Origin of the sequence: Streptococcus sp. 1171_SSPC (assembly GCF_001069335.1) — a bacterium.
GTDB classification, from domain to species: Bacteria; Bacillota; Bacilli; order Lactobacillales; family Streptococcaceae; genus Streptococcus; species Streptococcus xiaochunlingii.
Genome location: NZ_JWAK01000044.1, coordinates 1 through 23,729 on the forward strand (window position 1 = coordinate 1; position 23,729 = coordinate 23,729).

At 40.4% G+C, this 23,729-nt stretch carries 23 protein-coding genes; all 23 read right to left on the minus strand.

The genetic code is table 11. The features are described 5' to 3' along the window. Positions 1–1,696 (minus strand): GBS Bsp-like repeat-containing protein (locus ADF75_RS08925; protein WP_048789875.1); only part of this gene is annotated, 1,696 nt, incomplete at its 3' end. Positions 1,697–1,840: 144 nt separating this feature from the next. Beyond that, complete coding sequence (locus tag ADF75_RS08930; protein ID WP_048789876.1) at positions 1,841–2,893, minus strand: galactofuranosyltransferase; 1,053 nt, start codon at positions 2,891–2,893, stop codon at positions 1,841–1,843. 26 nt (positions 2,894–2,919) lie between these two features. Continuing rightward, complete coding sequence (glf, locus tag ADF75_RS08935) at positions 2,920–4,023, minus strand: UDP-galactopyranose mutase (protein WP_048789877.1); 1,104 nt, start codon at positions 4,021–4,023, stop codon at positions 2,920–2,922. A 13-nt stretch (positions 4,024–4,036) separates the two neighbouring features. Further along, the gene (locus ADF75_RS08940) at positions 4,037–5,035 is read right to left on the minus strand and encodes an acyltransferase (RefSeq protein WP_048789878.1); all 999 of its coding nucleotides are present in this window, start codon (positions 5,033–5,035) and stop codon (positions 4,037–4,039) included. 5 nt (positions 5,036–5,040) lie between these two features. After that, entirely contained in the window at positions 5,041–6,453 is a 1,413-nt protein-coding gene (locus ADF75_RS08945) for a flippase (protein ID WP_048789879.1), read from the minus strand. Positions 6,454–6,502: 49 nt separating this feature from the next. Beyond that, positions 6,503–7,678, minus strand: coding sequence for a polymerase (locus tag ADF75_RS08950; RefSeq protein WP_192831478.1), 1,176 nt, complete (start codon positions 7,676–7,678; stop codon positions 6,503–6,505). 88 nt (positions 7,679–7,766) lie between these two features. Next, positions 7,767–8,042: a hypothetical protein gene (locus ADF75_RS08955; RefSeq protein WP_152902324.1), complete on the minus strand. Its 276-nt coding sequence runs from the start codon at positions 8,040–8,042 to the stop codon at positions 7,767–7,769. Between the two features lie 34 nt (positions 8,043–8,076). Then, positions 8,077–9,045 carry a glycosyltransferase family 2 protein gene (locus ADF75_RS08960; protein ID WP_048789880.1) on the minus strand — a complete coding sequence of 323 codons (969 nt, stop codon included), beginning with the start codon at positions 9,043–9,045 and terminating at the stop codon, positions 8,077–8,079. Positions 9,046–9,078: 33 nt separating this feature from the next. Continuing rightward, positions 9,079–10,077 carry a Stealth CR1 domain-containing protein gene (locus tag ADF75_RS08965; RefSeq protein WP_048789881.1) on the minus strand — a complete coding sequence of 333 codons (999 nt, stop codon included), beginning with the start codon at positions 10,075–10,077 and terminating at the stop codon, positions 9,079–9,081. Between the two features lie 12 nt (positions 10,078–10,089). Then, positions 10,090–11,235: a glycosyltransferase family 4 protein gene (locus ADF75_RS08970; RefSeq protein WP_048789882.1), complete on the minus strand. Its 1,146-nt coding sequence runs from the start codon at positions 11,233–11,235 to the stop codon at positions 10,090–10,092. Positions 11,236–11,237: 2 nt separating this feature from the next. After that, positions 11,238–12,410 carry a beta 1-4 rhamnosyltransferase Cps2T gene (gene cps2T / locus ADF75_RS08975; RefSeq protein WP_048789883.1) on the minus strand — a complete coding sequence of 391 codons (1,173 nt, stop codon included), beginning with the start codon at positions 12,408–12,410 and terminating at the stop codon, positions 11,238–11,240. A gap of 37 nt (positions 12,411–12,447) precedes the next feature. After that, complete coding sequence (locus tag ADF75_RS08980) at positions 12,448–13,821, minus strand: sugar transferase (protein ID WP_048690217.1); 1,374 nt, start codon at positions 13,819–13,821, stop codon at positions 12,448–12,450. Positions 13,822–13,840: 19 nt separating this feature from the next. Then, positions 13,841–14,536 carry a tyrosine-protein kinase gene (locus ADF75_RS08985; protein ID WP_048789884.1) on the minus strand — a complete coding sequence of 232 codons (696 nt, stop codon included), beginning with the start codon at positions 14,534–14,536 and terminating at the stop codon, positions 13,841–13,843. Between the two features lie 12 nt (positions 14,537–14,548). Further along, positions 14,549–15,244, minus strand: coding sequence for a Wzz/FepE/Etk N-terminal domain-containing protein (locus ADF75_RS08990; protein WP_048789885.1), 696 nt, complete (start codon positions 15,242–15,244; stop codon positions 14,549–14,551). A gap of 42 nt (positions 15,245–15,286) precedes the next feature. Next, the gene (gene cps4B, locus ADF75_RS08995; protein ID WP_048690223.1) at positions 15,287–16,018 is read right to left on the minus strand and encodes a capsular polysaccharide biosynthesis protein Cps4B; all 732 of its coding nucleotides are present in this window, start codon (positions 16,016–16,018) and stop codon (positions 15,287–15,289) included. Next, the gene (locus ADF75_RS09000; RefSeq protein WP_125329282.1) at positions 16,011–17,501 is read right to left on the minus strand and encodes an LCP family protein; all 1,491 of its coding nucleotides are present in this window, start codon (positions 17,499–17,501) and stop codon (positions 16,011–16,013) included. The genes cps4B and ADF75_RS09000 overlap by 8 nt, the downstream gene beginning before the upstream one ends. A 159-nt stretch (positions 17,502–17,660) precedes the next feature. Then, positions 17,661–18,527: a hypothetical protein gene (locus tag ADF75_RS09005; RefSeq protein ID WP_048789886.1), complete on the minus strand. Its 867-nt coding sequence runs from the start codon at positions 18,525–18,527 to the stop codon at positions 17,661–17,663. Positions 18,528–18,677: 150 nt separating this feature from the next. Next, positions 18,678–20,213 carry a cardiolipin synthase gene (cls, locus tag ADF75_RS09010; RefSeq protein ID WP_048789887.1) on the minus strand — a complete coding sequence of 512 codons (1,536 nt, stop codon included), beginning with the start codon at positions 20,211–20,213 and terminating at the stop codon, positions 18,678–18,680. A 265-nt stretch (positions 20,214–20,478) separates the two neighbouring features. After that, positions 20,479–20,943, minus strand: a complete 465-nt coding sequence (locus tag ADF75_RS09015) for an SP_0198 family lipoprotein (protein ID WP_048789888.1) — start codon at positions 20,941–20,943, stop codon at positions 20,479–20,481. 121 nt (positions 20,944–21,064) lie between these two features. Next, on the minus strand, positions 21,065–22,312 hold the full coding sequence (locus ADF75_RS09020; protein WP_048789889.1) for a bifunctional folylpolyglutamate synthase/dihydrofolate synthase: 1,248 nt from the start codon (positions 22,310–22,312) through the stop codon (positions 21,065–21,067). 275 nt (positions 22,313–22,587) lie between these two features. Continuing rightward, the gene (locus ADF75_RS09025) at positions 22,588–22,899 is read right to left on the minus strand and encodes a DUF1292 domain-containing protein (RefSeq protein WP_006595405.1); all 312 of its coding nucleotides are present in this window, start codon (positions 22,897–22,899) and stop codon (positions 22,588–22,590) included. Positions 22,900–22,916: 17 nt separating this feature from the next. Further along, complete coding sequence (gene ruvX, locus ADF75_RS09030) at positions 22,917–23,336, minus strand: Holliday junction resolvase RuvX (protein ID WP_006595404.1); 420 nt, start codon at positions 23,334–23,336, stop codon at positions 22,917–22,919. Further along, the gene (locus ADF75_RS09035; RefSeq protein WP_006597020.1) at positions 23,336–23,602 is read right to left on the minus strand and encodes an IreB family regulatory phosphoprotein; all 267 of its coding nucleotides are present in this window, start codon (positions 23,600–23,602) and stop codon (positions 23,336–23,338) included. The genes ruvX and ADF75_RS09035 overlap by 1 nt, the downstream gene beginning before the upstream one ends. Positions 23,603–23,729: the final 127 nt, after the last annotated feature.

The window sequence follows — 23,729 nt, forward strand, 5'->3', positions numbered from 1 at the left end:
GAACTTCTACAACAGTCTCTGTAACATAACGGCGCTTGTTTTCTTGATCAATATAATGAACGTGAACTTGGTACTGTCCAACTGAGTTCTTGTGGTCACTTGCCTTAATCGTTGCTCGATAGGAACCGTCAGCTTGACGAGTGGCCTTATGCCAGATTAAATCATCCTGACCTCCTGCTACACTCCATGATGGAATTAAAACTTCTTTCAAGCCAGTCGGTGATACTACATTACGAACTACTGCATCAAAGGTGCCTGTACTTGAGTTGTTGTTCTCAATCGTTACGGTGCCACTTGGTTTTAAATCCTCTGGTCGTTTTCCAATAAAAACATTTGTCACGGTTCCACCAACACCCGTCATCTGTCCATTGTTCTGAACATAGTAAAGGTGGATATTGTAAAGACCGGTTGAGTTTTTATGGTCCGACGCTTTTACATTGACGGTATAGGTCCCATTTGCTTGACGGTTGGCTGTATACCAAACAAGATCATCTTGACCACCTATTTCTGACCAGATTGGTACAGACACTGTTCGAACTCCATTTGGCGCCTTAACATTTGAGACTACAACATTAAAGCGACCCGTCATTGTATCATTATTGACAATGCTGATCTTACCGCTTAAGGTACCTTCTGTCGGATCAGCTGCAGGTTTTGCATTCGCTGTAAAGCGACCGGTATAGTCTACACTGTGGTCAAAGAAGTGCTTTCCTGGAAGCAATTCCGCCTGAGAAGTGAACTGCCATGCGCCAGCTTTTCCATTGTAACGCAAACTTTTCGCATCATTTACAGATAGTTTCGGAGAAGGATATTGGGCAACCCAGAAATTCTGAAGACCAAAGTGAGCAGTGTTGACAGGACCTTTCTTGCGAAGGTTGTTTTCATCCAACCAGCTGGCACTAGTGTAGAACATCAAGTTGGTGTAGCCATTTTTACGCATTTCATCCACCCAAGCTTGAGTATTGCGGTTGATATTTGACTGCATCTTAGCATCTTCAAAGTCATTGACCATAAGAGTATTCTTTGGAAGATTCAAACGTTGTGCTGCCGCAATATAGAATCGTGCTTCTGCACGCGCCGCTTCTTCAGAAGTATAGCGAGAGAAGTGGTAGGTCGATACTTGCAGACCCGCAGCTTGTGCATTGCGAATTTGGTTCTCCGCATTCGGGTTCTTGTACCAAGTGTCTTCTGTCAATTTGACAACGACACCGCCTACGCCCTTATTAGCTAAGGTACGGTAGTCGCCAATACTAATCTCTCCGTTGTGGCTACTCACATCAACGAATGATTTTGGCTGAACTGCCACATCCGTAGAGCGACTAGCTGGAGCGTTTGAACCCGTATTGAAAAAAGTGGTGCTTCCTGCATCAGACTGAAGAGGAGTTTCTTCTGTCTTCTCAGTAGGCGCTACTTCTGTAGATTTTTCTACAGATGATGTACTACTTTCCGAAACAGTAGTAGTACTCGTAGAAGCCACAGACTGTTCGGTCACATTTGCTGGTGCAACGTAGTTGCTTACGATAGGTGCTGCGGTCTTTTCAGAAACGGCTACTTCTGGTGCTTTTTCAGTTTGCACTTGCTTGCCTTCAGTAATAGCAGTTTCTTTTGAAACCAGCTCATCTGCACTTACTCCTTGAGTAGATGCAGCCATCAATATTGCTGCTCCCGCATAAAAAATAAGATCTTTCTTTTTCATTTAACCTTCTCTTGTATATAAATTTTATACTTTTACCATTTTACCATACGGCATCATTGATGAAAAGTTCTATGATGGCTTTTTTAAAATTAGTTTTATTTTTTTGGAGAATATAAAAGAAGTTCAAACGAACTTCTTTTACTCTCATTTTAAATGGGTTAAGGCTGTCTTTAGGTAGTGACCATCTCGAATTTCCTGGCCAACACGCTTGGCATTGTCCACCAAGTCTTGGTAATCAGTATCTGAAAGATTGTCGATTGTCTCCTTCAAATCATGGAGAGACTCTACTGCAATCCCACAGCCATTCTCTAAGACAAAATGTGAGAGAGCAGATTGTTTCCAAACCACCAGAGGAAAACCTGCTGCTAGGTAAAGAGAAGCTTTATGAGAATTGTTAAAACGCAGATAGTTGCCGTAAGTACCCTGACATGTTTCCGAACTATCCCCATCCCACACTAAGCCAAAACTACCTTCTAGAGCTACCGGTAGATCATCAGGCATAAAGGCACCAAAGTAAGTGATGTTATTCAAAGCACGGCTTTCATCATACCCAACTCCATAGAGATTATAGGCAGGACTCTCTGGCAAACTATACAGATAGCCTGATTTTGTTGGGTTTAAATTCCCAGCAACGATGATTGCTTGTTCTTTTTGAGGAAGAGACTTTTCTTGAAAATTTGGAATCAAATAATCAAAAATCTCTAAACTAACCATTTTATCAACTGGAAATCCTTGATTAGCTAAAACTCCCTTCATGATGTCATTATGAACAATAATCCCATCCACAGACATCATAGCTTTCTTCTCTTGGAAATAGTTTCTCAATTTATGTCTCAATTTCACTTCAGAGCCTGCTGCATGGCGCAAGGTTTCAATATCGTGAATCAAGAGATAGAATTTCGCTCCCCTTTTTTGTGCCTGCTTGATGAGCTGTGCAATCAAAAATGTATGATGGATAATTGGAAACTGAATGACCAATTCATCCCCTAAACCTAGTTGATCAAACACAGATTTAGTTGCACTATATTTGTGTTGTTGGGCCTTAAAGAAATTCATCTGATACCAGTTGTCAACCTTAATCTCTAATCCCTTATACCCTTCTGAAATCAGAATGGCTTCCATGTCATTTCGCGCCTTACTCCCTGCATTCTTTTCATGTTGATTATGAAGAAATGAATCTTTCAGATAATATCTCACTTTTCTCCCCTTCACTAGACCTATCTCTATATGCTTCCAAGTTCTTTCTCAACGACTTCTAGAGCACGCTCAATGACCACGTGCATGTCGTAGTATTTATAGTCTGCTAGGCGGCCACAGAAGATGACCTTGTCATTTTTAGCGGCTTCTTCTTGGTATTTGGCAAACATCGCATTATTCTTTTCATCATTGATTGGATAGTAGGGCTCATCGCCTCGTTTCCAATCAGCTGGGTATTCGCGAGTAATCACCGTCTTCGGTTGAGTTCCATACTCGAAATGCTTGTGCTCGATGATCCGAGTATAAGGAATTTCACGCTCGGTGTAGTTGACCACTGCATTTCCTTGATGGTTTTCCTCATCCAAGACTTCATGTTCGAATCGAAGACTGCGGTATTCCAACTCCCCATGTTTGTAATCAAAGTATTGGTCAATCATTCCTGTGAAGACAATTTTTTCAGCTGATGCTTCTAACTCTTCACGATTAGCAAAAAAATCAACCCCAAGCTGCACTTCTACATCTCCCAACATGTTTTCAATGATGACATTATAGCCACCGATTGGAATCCCTTGGTAACGGTCGTTAAAGTAGTTATTATCAAAGGTCAATCGAACTGGAAGACGTTTGATAATGAAAGGAGGCAAGTCTGTGGCAGAACGTCCCCATTGTTTTTCTGTATAGCCCTTGATCAACTTTTCATAGATATTTGGACCAATCAATTTGATGGCTTGTTCTTCCAAGTTTTTAGGCTCAACATCTTTCATGTCAGCCGTTTGCTCGGCAATCTTGTCCTTCACTTCTTGAGGAGTCTTGGTTCCCCACATAGCGTAGAAGGTATTCATGTTGAAGGGAAGATTGTAGAGGCTCCCCTTGTAGTTAGCCACCGGTGAGTTGATATAGTTGTTAAATTCAGCAAACTGATTCACATAGTCCCAAACTTTTTTGTTTGAAGTATGGAAAATGTGAGCACCATACTTGTGGACGTTGATACCTTCCACATTCTCACAGTAGATATTTCCACCGACGTGATCGCGCTTGTCAATCACTTTTACTTTTTTACCACGTTTTGTAGCTTCGTGTGCAAAAATTGCCCCCGATAAACCAGCACCAACAATCAGATAATCGTACATTTTGAGCTCCTATTTATAATTTAACAATTCGATTGAAATAGGGAATTTTTATTAATATTCCAACTACAATGAAACTGACACTTAATGTGAAGATGAGAAAAAGCAAATTTGCCCCTGCAAAACTAAATCCTACTAATTTCTCCCATACTTTCATAGCATATGTATGTATAATAAAAACACCCATAATTTGATTAGAAAGATAAATTATCCATCTGTTCTTATCTGTATTTAAATCAAATGTGAGTACGGTCAAAAAAATTCCTAAACTTACAATTTTCACAAAAATACTATCATAAAAATATTCAGCATAAAGATTATGGTGAATCCCCTTCGCTAGCACATATAAGATAAAAGGTGAAATAAATAGTAAAACTAAAGTTACTACTTTCATCCAATTCTTAAAGCAATTTCTTAGAGTTGCTAAGTTAAATTGCGCTATAAAACCACCTAAAATATAGTAGAAAAACCAGGTCCATAATCTAAATGTCTGTATAACATAAACTTGCACTGGCTTTTGAAGTAAATAATTTGTCAGCTCAAGTACAAAACCGATAATTACTAAGAGAGATAGAGCCAACAAATACCGATTTTTTGATTTTAGAAATTTTTTCAAAATTGGTAGACACAAGTAAATAAGAATTAAAGCACCAAAAAACCAAAACTGGAAAAAATAACCTCTTTGTAATAAAGAACCCAAAACTTTTTTTATTGGGTTTTGTGAAAAATCCCTCTTATAAATCCAAATGATTAATGTCCATATCGATACTGTTACAAAAATCCATTTTATTTTTTGTAGGATGTATGAATAGCTTATTTCATTTTTTCCCAATAATAAATAACCATTTACCATAAAAAATAGAGGAATTGAATAGGTACCTAAGTAATATAAATATGTTAAATAATTCCAAGGTCCAGTTTCTTTAAATCCTGGCATTGTAGTATGGAGTAATACAACTCCTATACAAGCCATAATTTTAAGGAAATCTAGGTTTATATTCCGTATTTTCTTCATTTCGATTATTTTCCTATTATTTGTTTTATTTCACCCATATTTACTACTCTAAGACATATTACTGTGATAAGATAAATCAATCCGCCAAGCACCGCATAGACTAAAACATTTAAAGTTGGTGTCAAATGTAAAATCGGTTTTAAAAGTAACAATAAAGCATACATAACAGCTGAAGCCAAAAAGATCTTCATCATTGGACCCATAATCGGCACTTCTTTAAGATAAGTTCGTGTGAAGTAGAGTTGAATCCCCCATACCAAGGCTTCTGTCAGTACTGATACAATCGCAGCTCCAATAAATCCCAGTTTTGGTAGGAAAAGTAGGTTCAATCCGACACTGACAATGGCAGGAACAGTGGTCGAAATCATAAATTCTTTATTTTTATTGTGAGGGATCAGAATTTGAATCCCCATGATATTGGTCCATCCGATAAAGAACATTCTAAAAATCATGATGGCAATGGCATAACGCGCATCCTGGAAGTCCTTCCCTAGAAAGAATTGAACAAAGTCATCATTGACGATTAACATACCGGCAATGATGGGAAAAATGACCAAATTATAAATCAAAAAGGACATTTGGTGCATCTTATTAACCGCCTTATGGTCCCCTGAGGATAAGAGGCTCGATACCCGAGGCAACATGACGCTGCCCAGCGAGGTCACTAAGGTCAACAAAATATTGACGAGTTTTAAGGCCTGGTCGTAAATCCCCACATCCTTTGTAGAGGCAAGAGCTCCCAGCATGGTCCGGTCAAGGGTGACATAGAGGGAAATGGCAATCTGCGGTAAAAAGAGCAAAATGACTGGTTTTAAGTGCACCAGTGCATAAGCCATATCAAAATGGGCTTTCCCAATAAATTCACGGGCAGGTAGCCACATACTGAGCTGACCTAAGAGCTCAAAGATAGTGAGCAAGAATACATAGAGATAAAGATCATTGGCAGATTTGACAAACAAGAAGATGGAGATGACTCCAACCAGTTTGACCGTGATATTTCGAACCGTAATCTTGCGAAAATCTTCTAATCCCTGAAAAAGCCAGGAAATGTCGAGTCCCTTTGAAACCAAGCTAAGTCCTAGGATATAAGCGACAGGATTTTTCATGGAAGGTAGGGCCGCACATAAAAGAACATAGAGGGTAAGAGATAAAATCGTTGCCCCCAACTGGAGGGTATAAATCCCCCAGAAATTCTTTTGGATATCTTTCCGGTGCCCCGAAATCTCCTTAGTTCCATAATTTGCCACCCCTAGCGTCGCCAACAGAATAAAATAGGTGACAATGGAGTTGAAATAGCCGTAGGTCCCCAAATCATTTGAATTAAAGACCCGTGTTACATAAGGGGTGGTAATAATCGGCAAGATAATCACCAACAACTGGTAGGAGAGATTATAGGCGTAATTTTTAAGAACTTTCATAAGGATGTAACTTGTCTTAATCTTTCTTTTTAACTGTACTTAACTCAGTTTATTCAATTTTATTATCTGGATTCATAATAAACAATCGACTAATAAACAAAATTAATGGAGAGTAGCGAAGAACCAACATCTGAGGATCGAACATCCCATGGATGATCATAATCCCTAAACAGGCAAGTACGATATCTTTTCGAATGGTTACGAAATATTTCATAACTTTAGTAAGAGTCAACAACATGAAGGCACTGACGATTAAACCATCAATAACCAACAACTGCACAAACGAGCTATCTATGAAATTATAATTACTAGTAAAATTCCCGAAAATATCTAAGAGTGTGAATTTAATATGTTGTCCTAACCAAGATACTCCAAAATTGCGGAAGCCCTCTACACTTAACCGTAGCCGATTATGTGTAAATTGATCTACAAAATGGAATAAATTCCCAGATGAATAAAAACAGAAATATAAGGTAATGATTAAAGCCAAAATAAAACCATATTTTGCTATTGTTTTCATCCAGAAGTGTCCAATAATAAAGTCTTTTTTTATGATTTTCAGACTAAACAACGCATATGTAAGTATTAAAATACTTAAGTAAAATGGACTAGTTGTCGAAGTTTGTTGGTACATATAAATCGTGGCCAAAAGCAAGGAAAGTAATTCCATGTAAGAAATTTTTTTCCCACGAAACATCAGATAACTACACAATGCAAAAAATAATCTTTGTGAAGCAAACGAAACATAATTAAACCCTAGACTAAAACGATAGCCACCATCTGCCCTCATGAACATATTCGAAATCACGCCCATGTTGCTAGCAAAAATCGTCAAAACAAGGACTAGAAATGTGGCAAAAGAGAAAGTTCCTAATAACTTTCTGAAATCTATATCTCTAGCAGAAAAAACAAGTAAAAGAACATTTAAATCAAGTAACCCCTCTCGATTTTTTGCAACTATAAACATAGAAATAATGAACAATACTGCTATTAACAGTTGGTCCCAATGAAATCTAAAGTGATACAAGCTTCTTGGAAGATTCAGCAACTCTTTTATCAAAATCATAGCAATTGTGAAATAGAGGACGATCCTATACAATGATAAAGAGCCCTCTAATCTAATAAAATAAGTAGTTGTGACTAATGACGTGACAACAACCCATATAAATAAGGTGATTAAATAAATTTTTTCTGATATAGTACGATTGTTCATCACAATAGTCATCCAACCCTTTCAATCATCTAATTAAAAATATTTAAAACTTTACAACTCTCTATTATCAAATATCAAAGAATTGAACTTACCCATTTGATTAAAATCTGTATTTCTTTAGAAAAATAAACATCAAAGCATTCAGGTTTCCAGTCTTAAAGTAAATCATACATCCTACCAGAAACAAGAGAGGCGCAAAGATGAGAAAAGTCAAAGAGTACTCTTTAACATAAAGAAAACGAACTCCTAAAAAGGGAATAACATTAGGGATACGAAGCAAGAGAGATGCTAACATCGAAGTGTTAAGCATGTCCATAGATACAACTAATATTAGAACCACTGCCACTAACAGTTTATCGCGTTCTATCTTTGACATTTTTTTCCTTTTCTAATCTCAAGCATCTCATATTTTACTGAAACTTTTTTAATTTTTTAAAACGATAATACAAACCCGGAGTCAATGATAACATCATATAAATTGCCTTGTTTTTCATGTTAATTCGTTTATTTCTCAAGACTCTTCCTAGGTATGGGCGAATTTTTCTTTGAATTCGAGTAATTTCCTCTTTGGAAGAATCCGTAATTAAAATGAAAATGTGGAGACTGCCGATGAATAAACGAGCGATGACAGCATCGTCAAGGTTTATATTATCTGAATAGTCCTTCTTGACAACATCCTCCAAATGGTTCATAGAATGATAAAAATCATAGTGCTTACTATTGAAGTTTGATAAGGTAATACTGTTTGGTCTACGATAATAATGATAGATACCTAAATCAATAACGCAAACCGATTCCACTTCTTTCAAGTAGTCACTGATTACATATAAGTCTTCATAGATTTTTCCTTTTGGATAGGGGTGTTTTTCTACGATATCTTTTGGAAAGAGTTTCGCCCAGGCAGAGACAGTAGCTATTGTACCATAGAGCATCTCTATCAATGTTTCTTCAGAAGAAAGAAGGATAGCTCTCGCTAGCATTTCTTCATTTATTTGGTAATTTTGATATGATTCATGATCGTAAGTGTCCTTTCCCTTGCCTGCGACAATACGAGCGCCTGTACGTTTCTGAAGTTTTATCAAAAGCTCAAGGGCACAAGGTTCAAAATAGTCATCTGGATCCAAAAAAACTATCCACTCCCCTTTAGCTTTAGCTACACCATAATTTCTAGCATCAGACAGACCACCATTTTCTTTATGATAGGCCGATACCCAGGTATACTCTCTTGCATATTGATCGCATAGTATCCCGGAATGATCAGTGGAGCCATCGTTAACTAAGATTACTTCAAAATCTTTATAGGTTTGATTGACCAAGCTTTCCATAGCATAGCGAAGATAGGTCTCCACATTGTAAATGGGTACAATTACCGAAATCATATTTTCTTTTCTTTCTCTTACTCAGTTAGATATTTAAAGCTCAAATGAACTTTTTTCTGGGAAAAGTTGATTCATAGCTTTTATAAAGTCCACCATTACTCTCTCTTCATCTTGAATATTGAAACCATCATTGATACACATAATTCTATATTTTCCGGAATGTAACAGTTTCCAAAAATCAGGACCTGCATGATCTAGAGAAAATAACCCCCCCAATTTAGGATCAGCAACTTCATATTTCCCACTGGCAATCTGCCAGTATTTAAAGAGCCAAATATTGGTATCAGATGGATTTCTAAAACGACTAGCAGATGTTTTCTCCAAGATAGCAGTTTCTTTCTCCCATACCAACTCCATGGTCGACTTTAAGAGGGGATGCGTCAAATGATTTTCCCAAAAACCACAGATAAATTTACTATTTCTATAGAGTAGGCTCTTAACGATATTTTTTAAGCCTTGCTTGAAAGATAAAAATTTGCCATTTTTAAGAATCTCGTTCCTACTAAAATAACTGGTTACAATTTCCATATCGTTCACTTGGAAATGCCCCGTACCGTAACGTTCTGGGACAATCGGTGATAAGGCTGTATTATACTTTGGCAAGCCGTCTTCTGAGAAGAAATCCGTTGGTTCAACTGGAGCTGTGAGATAAACATCATCATTAAAAAACACAAACTGTTCAGAGAGTCCAGGAATTCGATGGATATTGCTCTCGATAGGATTCGCAGAAAAAACAGGTAGATATTCCTTACGGATGATATCTGAATGATCGACTAAAATCAATTTTTCGCTAGTAATATTTAACCAAGACGGTTTTTGTTGGTCAGTAACGAGATAGACCTTATTGACCCAAGGAGCAAACTTTTCTACCCCTCTAAACCAGTATTTAAAGGTTCCCCAATCACGATAAGCCTTGACCGAATTCATACTTTTTTTTGAAGTATCTATTGACTTAGAGTATTCAGCCTTTTTAGCTTGCCAAACAGGATCCCCACCGTCTACCCAAATAACAACAAAATCTATTTTATTCATAATCTTAATTTTCTATATCTTATACAAATCTGAGAAATTCTTGATATAACTCTCCAACGAAAATAACTCTTTTTGACGTTGGACAGAGGTCTTACCAAATCGCTCTCTCTTCTCGCTGTTCTCTGCTAATTCTTGGATAGCCTTAGACAATTCTGCAGGCTGATTCGGTGTAGCAAGAAGACCGTTTTCGCCTTCTTTAACCATTTCACAGACACCACCATGACGGTAACCGACTACTGGTTTGCCACAAGCCATGGCTTCTAGCACGACTGTTGGTAATGGATCTGGATTGGTACTTGGCAAGACAAAGATATCAAACATATTATAGAGTTCTGTCGTCTTGCTATAATAGCCAATTCGTTTGATTTGCCCAGCTACTGGTGAGTCTGAAATAGCTTTTTCCAGCTCATCCACGCGCCACTCTTCCCCCTCAAATGCACTACCTGCTAAAAAGGCTACTGATTTGGGATTGGCTTGTAAGATTGGAGTAACAGCTTCCAGGAAGTCCCCTTGCCCTTTCCAGGCATTCACTCGACCAACCATTCCGATGACCAAAGCATCCTGCACGATCCCAAATTGGTCACGGACAGCACTGGCATCCATCATCTGATAGACAGCATTGTCAACACCATTATAGATGACTTGAACTTGATCATCTTTTACAAAACGAGACTGCTTGACGTGGTTGGCTACAGCATTTGAAACTGTCACAATCGTATCGGCATAGCGCCCCATCAAAAAGTTGATAAAGTCTGAAATGGCTTTTGGTTTGACGATAATTTCATGCACATGCCAAATCAAAGGAAGTTTCAACTTCCGCTTGAGGTAAATTCCTTCAAGAACCGCTGTGGTGTTGTTGTGAACAAGGGTAATCCCATTCTCCTTGGCATATTGAGCAATTTGTTTGGAGTAACGGTTATAAGAGCCAAAGTACTCAAGGATTCCTTTTGGATTAAAATATTTTCGGCGTAATATTGGGTAATCAATGACTTTAACCTTAGCACCGACCTCTTCTAAAGCACCCACTAAGACACCGTCATTAGGTAAGATGACATGAGCTTCAAAAGCATCTTTATCCAATCCTTTAATGAGCTCCATCAACACTTTATCAGCACCGTACATTTCGGCACCAGCATGGAGATATAATATTTTCTGCATTTCTAACCTTTAAATACTTTCTCGTAGTCTGTGACAATCTTTTCCCAAGTAAAGGCTTCCGCAATCCGTTGACTTGATTTTTGATTGAGATCTTCGATTGCTTGAGCGTCCAATTGTTCAGTCTGATCAATAACACTTGCCAATTGTTCTTTCTTCCAATAGAGTGCACCGTCTTCACCGACTTCACGGTTAAAGCCAACATCTAACAAGAGGTTGAGTTTAGTAGACTCAAGAGCCTCAAGAAGGGATGGATTAGTACCACCTACCTCATGACCATGGAAGTAAGCGAAGGCGTTCTCACGAATGTATTTGAGCAATTCTTGATCATAGACCGTCCCGACAAACTTTACTCGAGAATCTTGATCAAATCCTGTATCTTTACGCAACTGCTCATAAAACTTGTTTTGCTCTACATTGGTAATCAAGACAAAATCTTTTTTGGAACTAGACTGCATAAAGCCACGAATCATGGCTTCATAGTTATTTTCAGGTACAAAACGTCCCACGACAAGATAGTAATTTCCTTCGGAGACTTGCTTATCTGCAAACCATGTCCGTACTTTCTCGTCCTCTTTGTTCAGGATAGACTTGCTTGTATCCGTTCCATAGGCGATATAGGTCGTCTTAGGCTGATACTTAGCGTAGTCCTTTTGAATATATGCCTCGATATTCTTGCTATCGCAGATCAAAAGATCGGCGTTTTTAACCATGAGTTGTTCAGAAAACTTCCAGTATTTACGGACTGGAAGACTCCATTTCGCACGAAGCCATTCATGTCCATCCGGATTGACCATCAGAGTCCCTCCGATCGCCTTGATTTTCTTCTTGATACCAGCGATAAAAGGGCCGATCCGACATGCCAAAACATAGAAGATAGGGGCTTGATCCTTGTTTTCTTTTGCGATTTCAATAGCTTTATTGAGAGCTGCAATATCATAAGCAATAGCACGTGCAGGACCGATATTAGGGACATCAATGTTGTAGCAAATTGCGCCGTTATGTTCAAAAGTATCTGCAGTAATCCCTGATTTTGCAGAATTCTCCCGCATACATGCCACATAGTACTGAATCTCTCGATCTTGTTGGCACTCTGTCAGCTTTTCGACAAAAGTTTCAAAACCACCATATTTCGCTGGAATTCCCTTAGAACCAACGATATAAACTGACTGTTTCATTTTTCTCCTTACATGGAAAGGACGAAGCAGGAATTTCCTACTTCGCTCCATCTCGTTTAAATACAACTTTGATCGTTTTCAGCAAGATTTTAATATCTGACCAGATGGTCCAGTCATCGATATAGGACACATCTAAGCGAACCACTTCATCAAAGTCTGTAATTTCGCTACGTCCACTCACTTGCCAAAGCCCTGTAATTCCAGGTTTGAAACTCAAACGACGTTTTTGTTCTGGAGTATACTTCTCATACTCATCCACTGTTGGAGGACGGGTTCCAACTAGGCTCATATCACCTTTTAGGACATTAAAGAATTGTGGCAGCTCATCCAGACTGGTCTTGCGGATAAAGCGACCAATCGGCGTAATCCGAGGATCATTATCCATCTTGAACATACCACCGGTCATGGTGTTTTGATCCATCAATTCTTTTTTCCGTTCTTCTGCATCGACATACATGGAACGGAACTTATAAAACTTGAAATAGCGGCCATTTTTCCCGACCCGCTTTTGGGCGAAAATAGCCGGTCCTCCATCCTTGCGAATCAAGGGCACCAATACAATCGCCACCAAGCCGCATAGGAGCAAGCCCACCAAAGAACCACATATATCAATTACACGTTTCGCGGTCACATGGCTAGGTTTGTAGAAGTTGGTCGAGAAGGTGACAACATTGAGGCCAGCTACTTCGCGAATTCGTTTGTTGCCGGCAAAGTTTAAATCAAAAGCATTGAGGTTGACGGTAACGTCGATCCCCATGGTCTCAAATTGTGAAACATACTCCCCAATTTCATACTCTTCACTTGGAAGATTGAGAAATACTTCATCTACCACTTCATAGGTCGCATAGGCCAACAGGTCTTCCTTTGGAACAACCTGAACAAAGGGGTGTTGAAAGTCTGGCCGGTCTAATACTGTCACCGCGACCACTTCCCCACCGCTATCATTTGACGAAAGAAGTCGATCCAGGACTTTATCCAGACGAGAATTCGCTGTAATCAAGAGAATCTTGTGACTTCCTTTGAGACTGTAATAGAAGCGACGCCAATACCGTTTAATGAAGTAATTCATTAAATAAAGGACAAGAGTCAGAAGAAACAGAAAATAAATCATCCCCCGGCGGGAGAGGGAGAACTTCTCCTCCAAAAAGAAGCTCGAAAAACTGATGGCTAACGCGAAGCACAAGCTGTATTTCAAAGTTTGTAAGAATTCAACTAGATGCCCACGTTTAAAATAATCTTGGTTGTAATCGCTGACGTAGAAGGCTACGAAATGCAATAAATACAGATAGAAAATTGTATTAGAGTGGATTTCTGTCTCTGTCACAAAACTAAACAAATAAGCCACAACTAAGACTGGTAAGCTTTGGACAAAGGCCAAAGCAAATTTGTGAAATCCCCTTCCTTCTGTCATAATATCCCGATCCTATTCTTTATCTTTTTCTCCCGTAATTGCCATAGTTCCCGTAATTACCATAGGAACCATATTTTTCTAATTGAATATCAAATTTATTGAGGACCACTCCTAGGAATGGTGTCCCCGTCTGCTCTAGTTGCTCTTTGGCCTTTTGAACGGCCTTGCGACTAACAGCTCCTGCTGCTGTCACAATCAAGCTACCATCACAGCGTTGAGCAATAATCGCCGCATCAATGACCATCCCAATTGGTGGGGTGTCGACAACGATATAGTCATAGTGATTGCGAAGCGCCTCAATGATGACCTCAAAATTTTTGCTTTGCAAGAGACCCGTTGGATTTGGAGAAACCTGCCCTGACAGGAGCACATCCAGTTTTGGATAATCTGTCGTCGCAATTGCTTGCGAAATCTCACTCTTCCCAGAAAGTACTTCTGTCAAACCAGCAACACGACCTTGGCTCTTGAAGACACCTGTCATGACCGAGTTACGGATATCCGCATCGATCAACAAGGTACGATAGCCCGCACGCGCAAAGGCTGTCGCCAAATTCGTAGAAATGGTTGATTTTCCTTCGTTTGGTTGCACAGATGAGATGGCAACGACCTTAATATTGGTCCCACTCAACTGAATATTGGTACTCAAGGCATTAAAATACTCTTCAGCCTGAGTCATCGCTGCTAATTTGCTTTTTACAATTTCTAAGGTTGCCATGAATTCTCCCTCTTACAGTTTCTTCACACTAGGGATCACACCTAATAGAGTGATGCCCATCACTTCTTCGATATCTTCTGGTTTCTTCACACGGTCATCCAATACCTCTGACAAGATCACCAGGATGGAAATCAAGACACCCCCAAGGACAAAGCCAATGACAACATTTCGCTTAATATTTGGTGAAGAAGGGTTTTGCGGTACGACAGCCTCATCCAAAGTCGTCACGTCAGATACCTTGGTTACAGCGATAATTTTTTCGGCCGCTACATCTTTCAATCCATTCGCGATACGAGCTGCTTCTTGTGGATCTGGGTCTGAGGCTGTGATGGACAAAATCCGAGTATCCGCTGGAACTGCCACTGAGACTTTCTTAGCAAGCTCTGCTGGAGTCATTTCCAACTTCAACTCTTCAATAGCCTGGTTCAAGACATTTTGAGAAAGGATAATCTCGCGATAGTCTTTAACCAAGTAGGATCCCGCTTGAAGATCTTGGTTGGTCAAGGCATTGTTTTCTTGGTTCTGACGGCTGACCACGTAGATACGACTGGTACTTTGGTAGATTTTCTTCGCCACAAATGCGCTGTACCCTAGGGCACCAATCGCAAATAGCAAGGCTGTAATCAGAATTGAGAATTTACGACGCCATAAGGTTTTAAAGAGGGAGACCACATCCAATTCGATCTCTTTGCTCTCTTGGTTTTTCATATTCACTTTCTCCTTTTCAATCCCCGTGATGGAACTTGATTGTTAAAATAATTCGTTATCCAGTAATGCTTGTTGATTTTCAATAAAGAGGGCACGCGCTCGGTTACTTCCGTAACGTTTTTCAATCAACTGATAAGCCTTTTCCATGTATGGAGGGCGCTGATCGACATTGTGCATATCGCTCGCAACAAAATGGACCAAATCCTTGTCCAAGAAATATTGGGCACGATGTTTCATGAACTTGTAGCGATCGCCAAACAATTTAGGCTTGAGCACACTCGAACTATTGATTTGGGTATAGCATCCCATTCGGATCAATTCCCGCACCCGTTTTTCATTCTTTTCCAAACAGTGGTACCGTTCAATATGGGCAACTACCGGAGTCACTCCTAAGCGCAAGACCGCACTTAAGGCTTGATGAATCTCCTTGTAGGGCGTTGCCATACTAAACTCGATCAAGGCAAAGCTGGTTTCAGCAAGCGTTGGAATAGTCCCAGCTTCCAGTTTTTCAAGAATATCTCGCGTATAATAGATTTCTGCTCCAAAATGCAAGGTCATTTCCGGTAGATAGGTCGCCACCATCTCTTTTACTGCTAAGTAGTTTTGATAGATCTTTTCTTCTGGGGTTTCAAACATCCCTTTCCGACGATGGGACGTCGAAACGATGGTTCGGACCCCTTGACGGTAGCTTTCCTCGATGAGGAGTTTGCTATCCTCAATCGTCTTTGGTCCATCATCCACATCAAAGACAATGTGTGAATGAATATCAATCATTGTTTTTTCCTTCCATGGTTTGGTTTATCTTTTCTTTGGCTTGTGCCACGCTATCAGCATTCAACTCCATCATGTAAAGAGCAGATCCTGGCATCGCATATGAAGGCAAGTCATTTCGTCCTTGTCCAGTGACAGCTTGTGAAGTCACCTTGTAGCTTCCACCAGTCTCCAACTGTGTATTGACCAAATTCATAATGGTTGGCAAGGGCATATTGGTTTGCAAGGAATCTTGTAAACCAGAAACGATTTCGTTGTAATTGCTCAATGCTTTGGTCGATGTTAATTTATGGATAATGGCTGCGATGACTTTTTCTTGGTTCTTCCCACGGTCGTTGTCTCCACCTTCGAGAGAGTAGCGTTCACGGACAAAGCCAAGAGCTTGTTCCGAATCCAAGTGGACTTTTCCTACAGGGAAGTGGTAGTTCCCGTGTAGACTTGTAAACTCTTGATCATTTTCTACATCAATCCCTCCGACGAGGTCGACAAGCTTTAAGAAAGAAGTGAAATTCAAGCGGACATAGTAGTCAATCTTGATGTCGTACAGATTTTCTAAGGTATGAATAGACGCATCTACTCCGTAAATCCCAGCGTGGGTCAATTTATCCCCTTGGTTGTTCCCACCATCTGCGATCGGTACATAGGCGTCACGCGGAGTCGTGGTCAGCAAGACTTGCTTGGTCTTTCGATTGACCGTCATGATAATATTGACATCAGATCGAGAAACCGAAGTGACTGGGCCATAGGTGTCAATCCCACTGACATAGATGTTAAAGGTATCCGCATTGGCATCCGCCTTTGCCTTGGTTTCCACTTGGCGACGGATCTTGTAAGAATAGATTTTCTTTAATTTTTTCGCGTAGTCAGCATCCACACTGGCAATGGTATCTTCAAAGGTACTATTCAAAGCAATGGCTTGTGTCTTATCTTCTTGTAGGGCCTGGTAGGCTGCCACGTAAGATTCCACATCTTCGATGGTCAAGTCATGCTGGCGCGTTTTCTTCACTTCCTCTACCAAGGCTAGAAGATCATCTGCATTATTATTCCCCGTAGGCGCTGCTACACTGCTGATTTCTTTGATATCTTGGATTGGACTATCTGCTTTGACATAGACAGCCATTTCAAATTCCGTATAGTTGGCATTTCGGTTCACATTTCCAGCGACATCGACCAATTGCTGGGTAACAAATGTCCCCACGGAGGTCCCTAGCAAGCCTAAAACCAATAAAAATAGCGTCGTCTTTTTAGCCTTGCCTGCAAGGATCAAACCCAAGGTTAAAAAAAGTCCGCCAATTAACAATACCGTCACAAGAATATTCAAATAACGGAAAGCTAGGATATTGTAGCTAAAGACATTATAAAGAAAGAGCCCAGCTACAAGTAGCGTTAAAACCCAGAGACCACTATTTACAATGCGTAGCTGATCCCAACCGCTTGTTCTATTTGAATGTTTGTTTTTTCTACTTCGATTCATTTTATCCCCCATACTATTTTCTTAAATATTATAACATAAAATTGGCCTACAGATCAGAATCTATGCCCATTTCTCCACTATTAATTTTATACTATTCCTAACTTTCTGTACAGTAACATAAGAAAAAATGAGCAAATAAAAAAGGTGAGTTTCCTCACCTTTTTTATAGGTTTATACTTTATCTTTTGAGGTTGAACTTGTATCTGAATCCTTGCTAGTCGAAGAATCACTCTTTGAAGAATTGCTTCCTTTACGAGTTTCAGCTCCATCAGCAGAGTATTCGTTTACAAAGATTTCCTTACGTAGTTCAAGGAAGCTTTCATCACTAAGGATATAACGCCCTTCTTTGGTTTTTGTCAATTCCAAAGTGTACTCACGTGGTTCGATGTACCCAAAATCTTCGTTCAAACGATCAAAGGCATAGTAGAACAAGAAGTTGTTCAATAAAGACAAACGTTTTTCCAGATCTGGATCTGTGTTGTCTTCTAATTTTTTAACATCTTCAATTCCGTTTTCAAACAGACTAGATTTTGCGCGGTTGATCAAGTTAGCCAAGTCACGTGTTGCAATTGCACGAGATTTGAAGGTAACCGTCGCAATATCTCCTTCGTCTTCAACCTTGGTGATTTCATAGTCATCACCGATCGTTGCTAACACTTTGAAACGAGCTTGGTCAAACAATTCCAAGATTTTTTCTGGAGTGAATGTTTCAGTTGTGAGTTCAAGTGTGTAGTTTTCTGCTGGTAAATATTTTGATGCATTTTCATCGACAAATTTTTCGGTGATTTGTTTTTTCCACTTGTCAACTGATGTACCCATCAAAGTTGTGAAACCAGAAGAATGATCTGTAAAGATGGCACGAAGAATAATATCCCCATCTTTTTCAATTTGTTTTTTTGTCTTTTCTTCTTTTGATTCACTAGATTGTTCTACTTTATACTCTTTAGTTTGAGGTTTTTCAACAACTGGTTTTGATGAACAAGCTACTAACATCAATAAACAGGCTGGTAAAACACCATATTTTACAAGCTTTTTCATAAGTTCTCCTTATTTTTTATAGATTATGTTCATTATATCAAAAATTACCCTTTGAGAATTCTCAGATAAGTGTATGTAAACAAATTGTAATATTTCATTACACACTTCACACTAACAAGCCCTCCTTCCCCTAAGAAGGGCTCAATTCGCCTATAACATTGGTGCAAACAACTGCATAATCTCTTTGATCAAATGCTGGTACCAGGTAATCCGGAAAGTGTCTAGCTTGATTTGCTGAGATACAGAGAAAATCTCTCCAAAGTCCGCTCGGATCTTGGTCAATTCTGGACTTCGATACATCCAGACAGCATTCTCATAGTGGTGTACTAGGCTCCGATAGTCAAAGTTGATGGTCCCGACTACTGCGACTTCATCGTCGGCCAATACTTGCTTGCTATGGATAAAGCCTGGAGTGTATTCATAGATTTTCACCCCTGCTTCCATGAGGTCTGGATAAGCCCCTCGTGTAACGATTTGGATCAGTTTTTTATCTGGAATGAAAGGAGTCACGATGCGTACATCGACCCCTCGTAGAGCCGCATTTCGAATATCTTCTGTCAAATCATAATCAATGATTAGATAAGGGGTCGTAATGTAGACATAATCCGTCGCCTGATTGATGATATTCTGATAAACAGACTTACCAACTTGGGACTTGTAGATGGGTTTAGGGCCGCTACCAAAGGGAATATAGAAGCCTTCACCCTCTACCGCTTGGTTTTCCATATGGTATTTATCAAAATCTTCAATTTCCCCCTGGTTGATGTACCAGTTCATGAGAAAGAGCCGCGTCAAGGCCTTAACCGCTCGACCATCTAAGCGCACTGCACTATCCTTCCAATGACCGAAGCGCTCTATCTGATTGATATACTCATCCGCTAGGTTAACCCCACCTGTATAGCCAATCTGACCATCAATGACCAAGATCTTGCGGTGGTCTCGATTGTTATAAGCCACCGTCAATCGTGGCACCACCTTGTTGAACTTATGGGCGTCAATGCCTAATTTTCGCAAGCGTCTGGTGTAGTTCCCCTTCAGGGTCGCCATACAGCCGATATCATCGTAGAGCAATTTCACCTCTACCCCTTCTTTAACCTTTTCAAGTAGGATATCTAGGATACTATTCCACATCAGGCCTTCCTCGATGATGTAGAATTCGAGAAAGATAAATTTCTTAGCTGAGCGCAAATCCTCCAACAATTGCGGGAGCATCTGATCCCCTAGCGGGAAGAAAGTCGAAGCCGTCCCGTTGTACAGGTCTGCATTGTGGTCCATGGATAGAATAGACTTGACCATCCCATAGACGCTCTTACTCTCTTCTTTCAACTGGAGGCGAAGCTCGTGGCTATTATCCTCACGGAAATTCATGGATTCCATATTTTCCAACTGGACCATTTCTTTTTTGGACAGACGCCGCTCCCCAAACATGAGGTAAAGAAGGGAACCAAAAACGGGGATGACGGCAATTAAGAGCCAGGTCACCTTGCTCTCTGGAGGCATATTCCGGTTAACAATCGCCAAAATGGTCGAGATATACAAGAGGACCATGATGGTGACAGACATCCAATTGGGGAACCATTCATTTAGCCAAAAGAAGGCTGCAAAGGACAACCAGAGTTCAAACCCCATAAAGAGGATACTGAACCCATATTTGGACATTAACAATCGAATTTTTCGAAAACTCACCCTCGTTCTCCTTCTTTTCTAATCCCTACTAGTATACCAGTTCTAAGAAGGGAGCGCAAACCCGATAAAATGAAAAAAAAGGCTGGGACAAAAGTCCTAGCCTCTCAATTGTCTTTGGATTATCGAGCAAGACGCAGTGGTTGAGTGGGCTCTACCACGCTGATTTCATCAGCTTTCACAGCCCTACCCAACTATGCGGAGGTGGGACGACGAAATCGAATTCTAACGAATTACCAATTTCTGTCCCACTCTCACTTCTGCTATTTTATTGCTTGGTCAAAACAATCGTATCATCATCATAGAGCTCTTGGTCAAAGTCTTCCAGAGTCAATTGTTGCCCCTCTAGTCGATAGCGGTAGGCATCATCTCCAATGATAATCGACTGGTTGGCAGCATCTAGTTTCACTGGCTTGATTTCTTGTTCTCCGTCAGGCTCCACAGCTGTCCAAGTTCCTGTATTTCCTGTGACAACTAAGGTAATCTGGTCCGCTTCATCTACCCCTTTGTAGGTTCCATCAATATTACCTTGAGTCACTTGAGTGTTTGTAGTATTTAAACTAGATGAATTTGAGCTTCCATCAGAAGAACTTCCTTGTGTATTTGTTGTCTTTGCTTCGGAATCAGTCACCTGAATATTAGACTGTGAAGAAGATGGTGTTTGCTGATTCGAACACGCTCCAAGTAGGAGGACTGTAGCTGTTGCCAATAAAGCAGTCACTTTCTTTGCCATTGATGGTCTCCTTTCGCGCCAACCTTTTAAGGGACTTCCCCGTTTATTTGTGGCTCACCTTTAGTATACGATAGAGTCTGTTTTTGGTCAATCTTTATGATTGAGCGTTGAATACCATCGCCTATAAAGGGTTCTTTCCTTGCTCCAATAGATAAGCGCGAACTTCCGAAATAAAGTAAAGAGAACCGGTGACAAAGAGCACCTCTTGACCATCTTGTCGGCTATAAAAATCTTGCAAATAATTTCTGAAATCTGCTACATAAGGATAACCTAAGCCATCCGCCTCTTGGACCACTTCCCCATAAGCAAAGGTCGTCACCGTCAAGTCCGCCTCCGGCAAGTCGCTTGCAAAGATCTCCAACATCCCTTGGTAATCCTTGCGTTTTAAAGCACCAAAAAGGATCTTCACGCGCTTATCTGAAAAGGTACGGGCATATTCGACCAAGCGATGGATGGCATGGGGGTTATGAGCGCCATCTAGATAGACGCCCTGGTCAAAATTCTCCAGACGTCCCGGCCAGCTAGTCGCTTGCAAAGCCTCCCGAACACCGTTTTCATCGACCGCCAGACCTCTCTGCTCCATGAAGAGGAGAAAGGCTTCAAGAGCCACCGCAGCATTCTCTTCCTGATAAGCTCCATTGAGCCCAATTTTCAGTGAGTCAAACCGATGGTGCGCATCTTGAAAGACGCCCTTTATCAGTTGGAAATCTTCTCCATAGCGAGCCAGTGGACAGCCTATTGCCTGGACCTTTTCTATGCAGACTTGCTCAGCCTCTTTAGCCAGTGGACCGATAACAGCCGGCTTCCCGGCTTTAAAGATTCCAGCTTTTTGCCTAGCAATGGCCTCTAGGCTTCCTCCCAAGGTCTCCTGATGATCCAGCCCTACTGAGGTGATCACTGCTACCTCTCCTGTGATGACATTGGTCGTATCAAGGAGGCCTCCGATCCCAACCTCGATCAAGGCCAGGTCTACTTTTTGTTCATGGAAATACAAAAAGGCCAAGAGGGTGATGATCTCAAAGTAAGAGAGTTGGTCGTGGGTCTCGAGAAGCTGAGACTCCATCGCTTGGATGCTCTGACCCAAGCGAATCAGATCTTGATCCGAAATTGGTTGCCCATTGATACAAATCCGATCATGCATACTAACGATATGTGGAGAAGTAAAGGTCCCTACTTTCAGACCATGCTGTTGGAATAGTTGGCGCATAAACGCAATGGTTGAGCCCTTCCCGTTAGTCCCCGTCACATGGATCATCGGAACAGCTTCATGAGGATCCCCTAAGAGCTTTACAGCCTGTTGCATCCGCCCCAAGCCTGAACGAAAATTGAGTCCAATTCGGCTATTCATCCATTCTTCAATTTGATTCATTTCTTTCTCCTAAAAGAAAAGAGCGATCAAGCCTTCTTGCTGGCTCACGCTCTGCTATTTCTTTGGTTTCTTATTTCACTTCCAATATTTTTAAAAGCTGGGCTAAAAACATCCACTGGATGTTTCAACTCTTTCTAGTTTCTAGGAGTTGAGGTGATACAGTCTCCCAGACTTACTTGCGGTTTTCATTTCCAGCGCAAGGCTAAAAACGTCCCCCGGACTTCCTGCTTTTTCTTGTTTCTTGAAGCAGGGCTAAAAACATCCACTGGATGTTTTTACTCCTCCATAAAGCTGTTGAAGACTTCTTCAATCATGTTCCATTCATCATCTGAATCTTCTGGGATTGGTTGAAGGTCGCCTTCTGTTCCGTCTTCGTTTTCAGTAAATGAGTAAGCTTGGATTTCTACTTCACCGTTTTCATCTTCTTCTGCATTTGCAGGAATCAAAAGAACATAGTTTTTACCAAATTCTTCTTTTCCATCAATGGTCAAAAGGATTTCAAACAAGGTTTCGTTTCCTTGCTCATCTACCAATGTAATCAATTCGCGTTCGTCATGGTTGTGGTCATGATCATGATTGTGTGCCATCTTATTTCCTCTTTTTTCTAAAATTTTCGATCTAAATAATTTTGCAAAATCAACTGGGCAGCCAATTTATCAATTACTTTTTTTCGCTTATTTCGGCTGATATCCGCTTGCTCAATCAGCATCCGCTCTGCGGCAACGGTCGTCAAACGCTCGTCCTGATACTCAACCGGCAAGTTGAACAACTCTTCAAGGCGCTTCCCATAAGCTTGACTTGCTTCCACTCGAGGACCGCTTGTGTTGTTCATGTTTTTCGGCAAACCAACGACAAAACGATCAACCCGGTATTCCTTCACCAGTTCAGAGAGACGGTCTAAGCCAAACTCTCCTTTCTCCTCATCAATCTGAATAATCTCCAGACCTTGAGCAGTAAAACCTAATGGATCACTGATGGCTACTCCGACTGTCTTCGAGCCAACGTCTAGTCCCATAATTCTCATTAGAGATCGATCCCTTGCCCTTTCAAGTAGTAACGAACCAATTCTTCAACAATTTCATCTCGTTCGTACTTACGAATTTGGTTGCGAGCGTTGTTATAACGAGGTACATAAGCAGGATCACCACTGAGTACATAACCTACGATTTGATTGATTGGATTGTAGCCCTTCTCATCCAAAGATAAGTAGACATCCTTTAATGTATCACTAATTTCTTTACGGTTTGAATCGTCAAGATTAAAACGTACTGTTTCGTCTGTAAATCCCACAATACCACCCTCTTTCTTTATATTCATACTATTATACCATAATTTCCATACTTTCTCAAACGAAAAATATTGATTTTACGGGCTTTCTTGGACTTTTTATCACTTATTTTTGAAAGCGATCTACTGC

Excerpts from the sequence above, each read along its gene's own strand:
- glf (WP_048789877.1), bottom strand. The coding sequence starts at position 4,023 with ATGTACGATTATCTGATTGTTGGTGCTGGTTTATCGGGGGCAATTTTT.
- ADF75_RS08940 (WP_048789878.1), bottom strand. The coding sequence starts at position 5,035 with ATGAAGAAAATACGGAATATAAACCTAGATTTCCTTAAAATTATGGCT.
- ADF75_RS08945 (WP_048789879.1), bottom strand. The coding sequence starts at position 6,453 with ATGAAAGTTCTTAAAAATTACGCCTATAATCTCTCCTACCAGTTGTTG.
- ADF75_RS08950 (WP_192831478.1), bottom strand. The coding sequence starts at position 7,678 with ATGACTATTGTGATGAACAATCGTACTATATCAGAAAAAATTTATTTA.
- ADF75_RS08955 (WP_152902324.1), bottom strand. The coding sequence starts at position 8,042 with ATGTCAAAGATAGAACGCGATAAACTGTTAGTGGCAGTGGTTCTAATA.
- ADF75_RS08960 (WP_048789880.1), bottom strand. The coding sequence starts at position 9,045 with ATGATTTCGGTAATTGTACCCATTTACAATGTGGAGACCTATCTTCGC.
- ADF75_RS08965 (WP_048789881.1), bottom strand. The coding sequence starts at position 10,077 with ATGAATAAAATAGATTTTGTTGTTATTTGGGTAGACGGTGGGGATCCT.
- ADF75_RS08970 (WP_048789882.1), bottom strand. The coding sequence starts at position 11,235 with ATGCAGAAAATATTATATCTCCATGCTGGTGCCGAAATGTACGGTGCT.
- cps2T (WP_048789883.1), bottom strand. The coding sequence starts at position 12,410 with ATGAAACAGTCAGTTTATATCGTTGGTTCTAAGGGAATTCCAGCGAAA.
- ADF75_RS08980 (WP_048690217.1), bottom strand. The coding sequence starts at position 13,821 with ATGACAGAAGGAAGGGGATTTCACAAATTTGCTTTGGCCTTTGTCCAA.
- ADF75_RS08985 (WP_048789884.1), bottom strand. The coding sequence starts at position 14,536 with ATGGCAACCTTAGAAATTGTAAAAAGCAAATTAGCAGCGATGACTCAG.
- ADF75_RS08990 (WP_048789885.1), bottom strand. The coding sequence starts at position 15,244 with ATGAAAAACCAAGAGAGCAAAGAGATCGAATTGGATGTGGTCTCCCTC.
- cps4B (WP_048690223.1), bottom strand. The coding sequence starts at position 16,018 with ATGATTGATATTCATTCACACATTGTCTTTGATGTGGATGATGGACCA.
- ADF75_RS09000 (WP_125329282.1), bottom strand. The coding sequence starts at position 17,501 with ATGGGGGATAAAATGAATCGAAGTAGAAAAAACAAACATTCAAATAGA.
- ADF75_RS09005 (WP_048789886.1), bottom strand. The coding sequence starts at position 18,527 with ATGAAAAAGCTTGTAAAATATGGTGTTTTACCAGCCTGTTTATTGATG.
- ADF75_RS09015 (WP_048789888.1), bottom strand. The coding sequence starts at position 20,943 with ATGGCAAAGAAAGTGACTGCTTTATTGGCAACAGCTACAGTCCTCCTA.
- ADF75_RS09020 (WP_048789889.1), bottom strand. The coding sequence starts at position 22,312 with ATGAATCAAATTGAAGAATGGATGAATAGCCGAATTGGACTCAATTTT.
- ADF75_RS09025 (WP_006595405.1), bottom strand. The coding sequence starts at position 22,899 with ATGGCACACAATCATGATCATGACCACAACCATGACGAACGCGAATTG.
- ruvX (WP_006595404.1), bottom strand. The coding sequence starts at position 23,336 with ATGAGAATTATGGGACTAGACGTTGGCTCGAAGACAGTCGGAGTAGCC.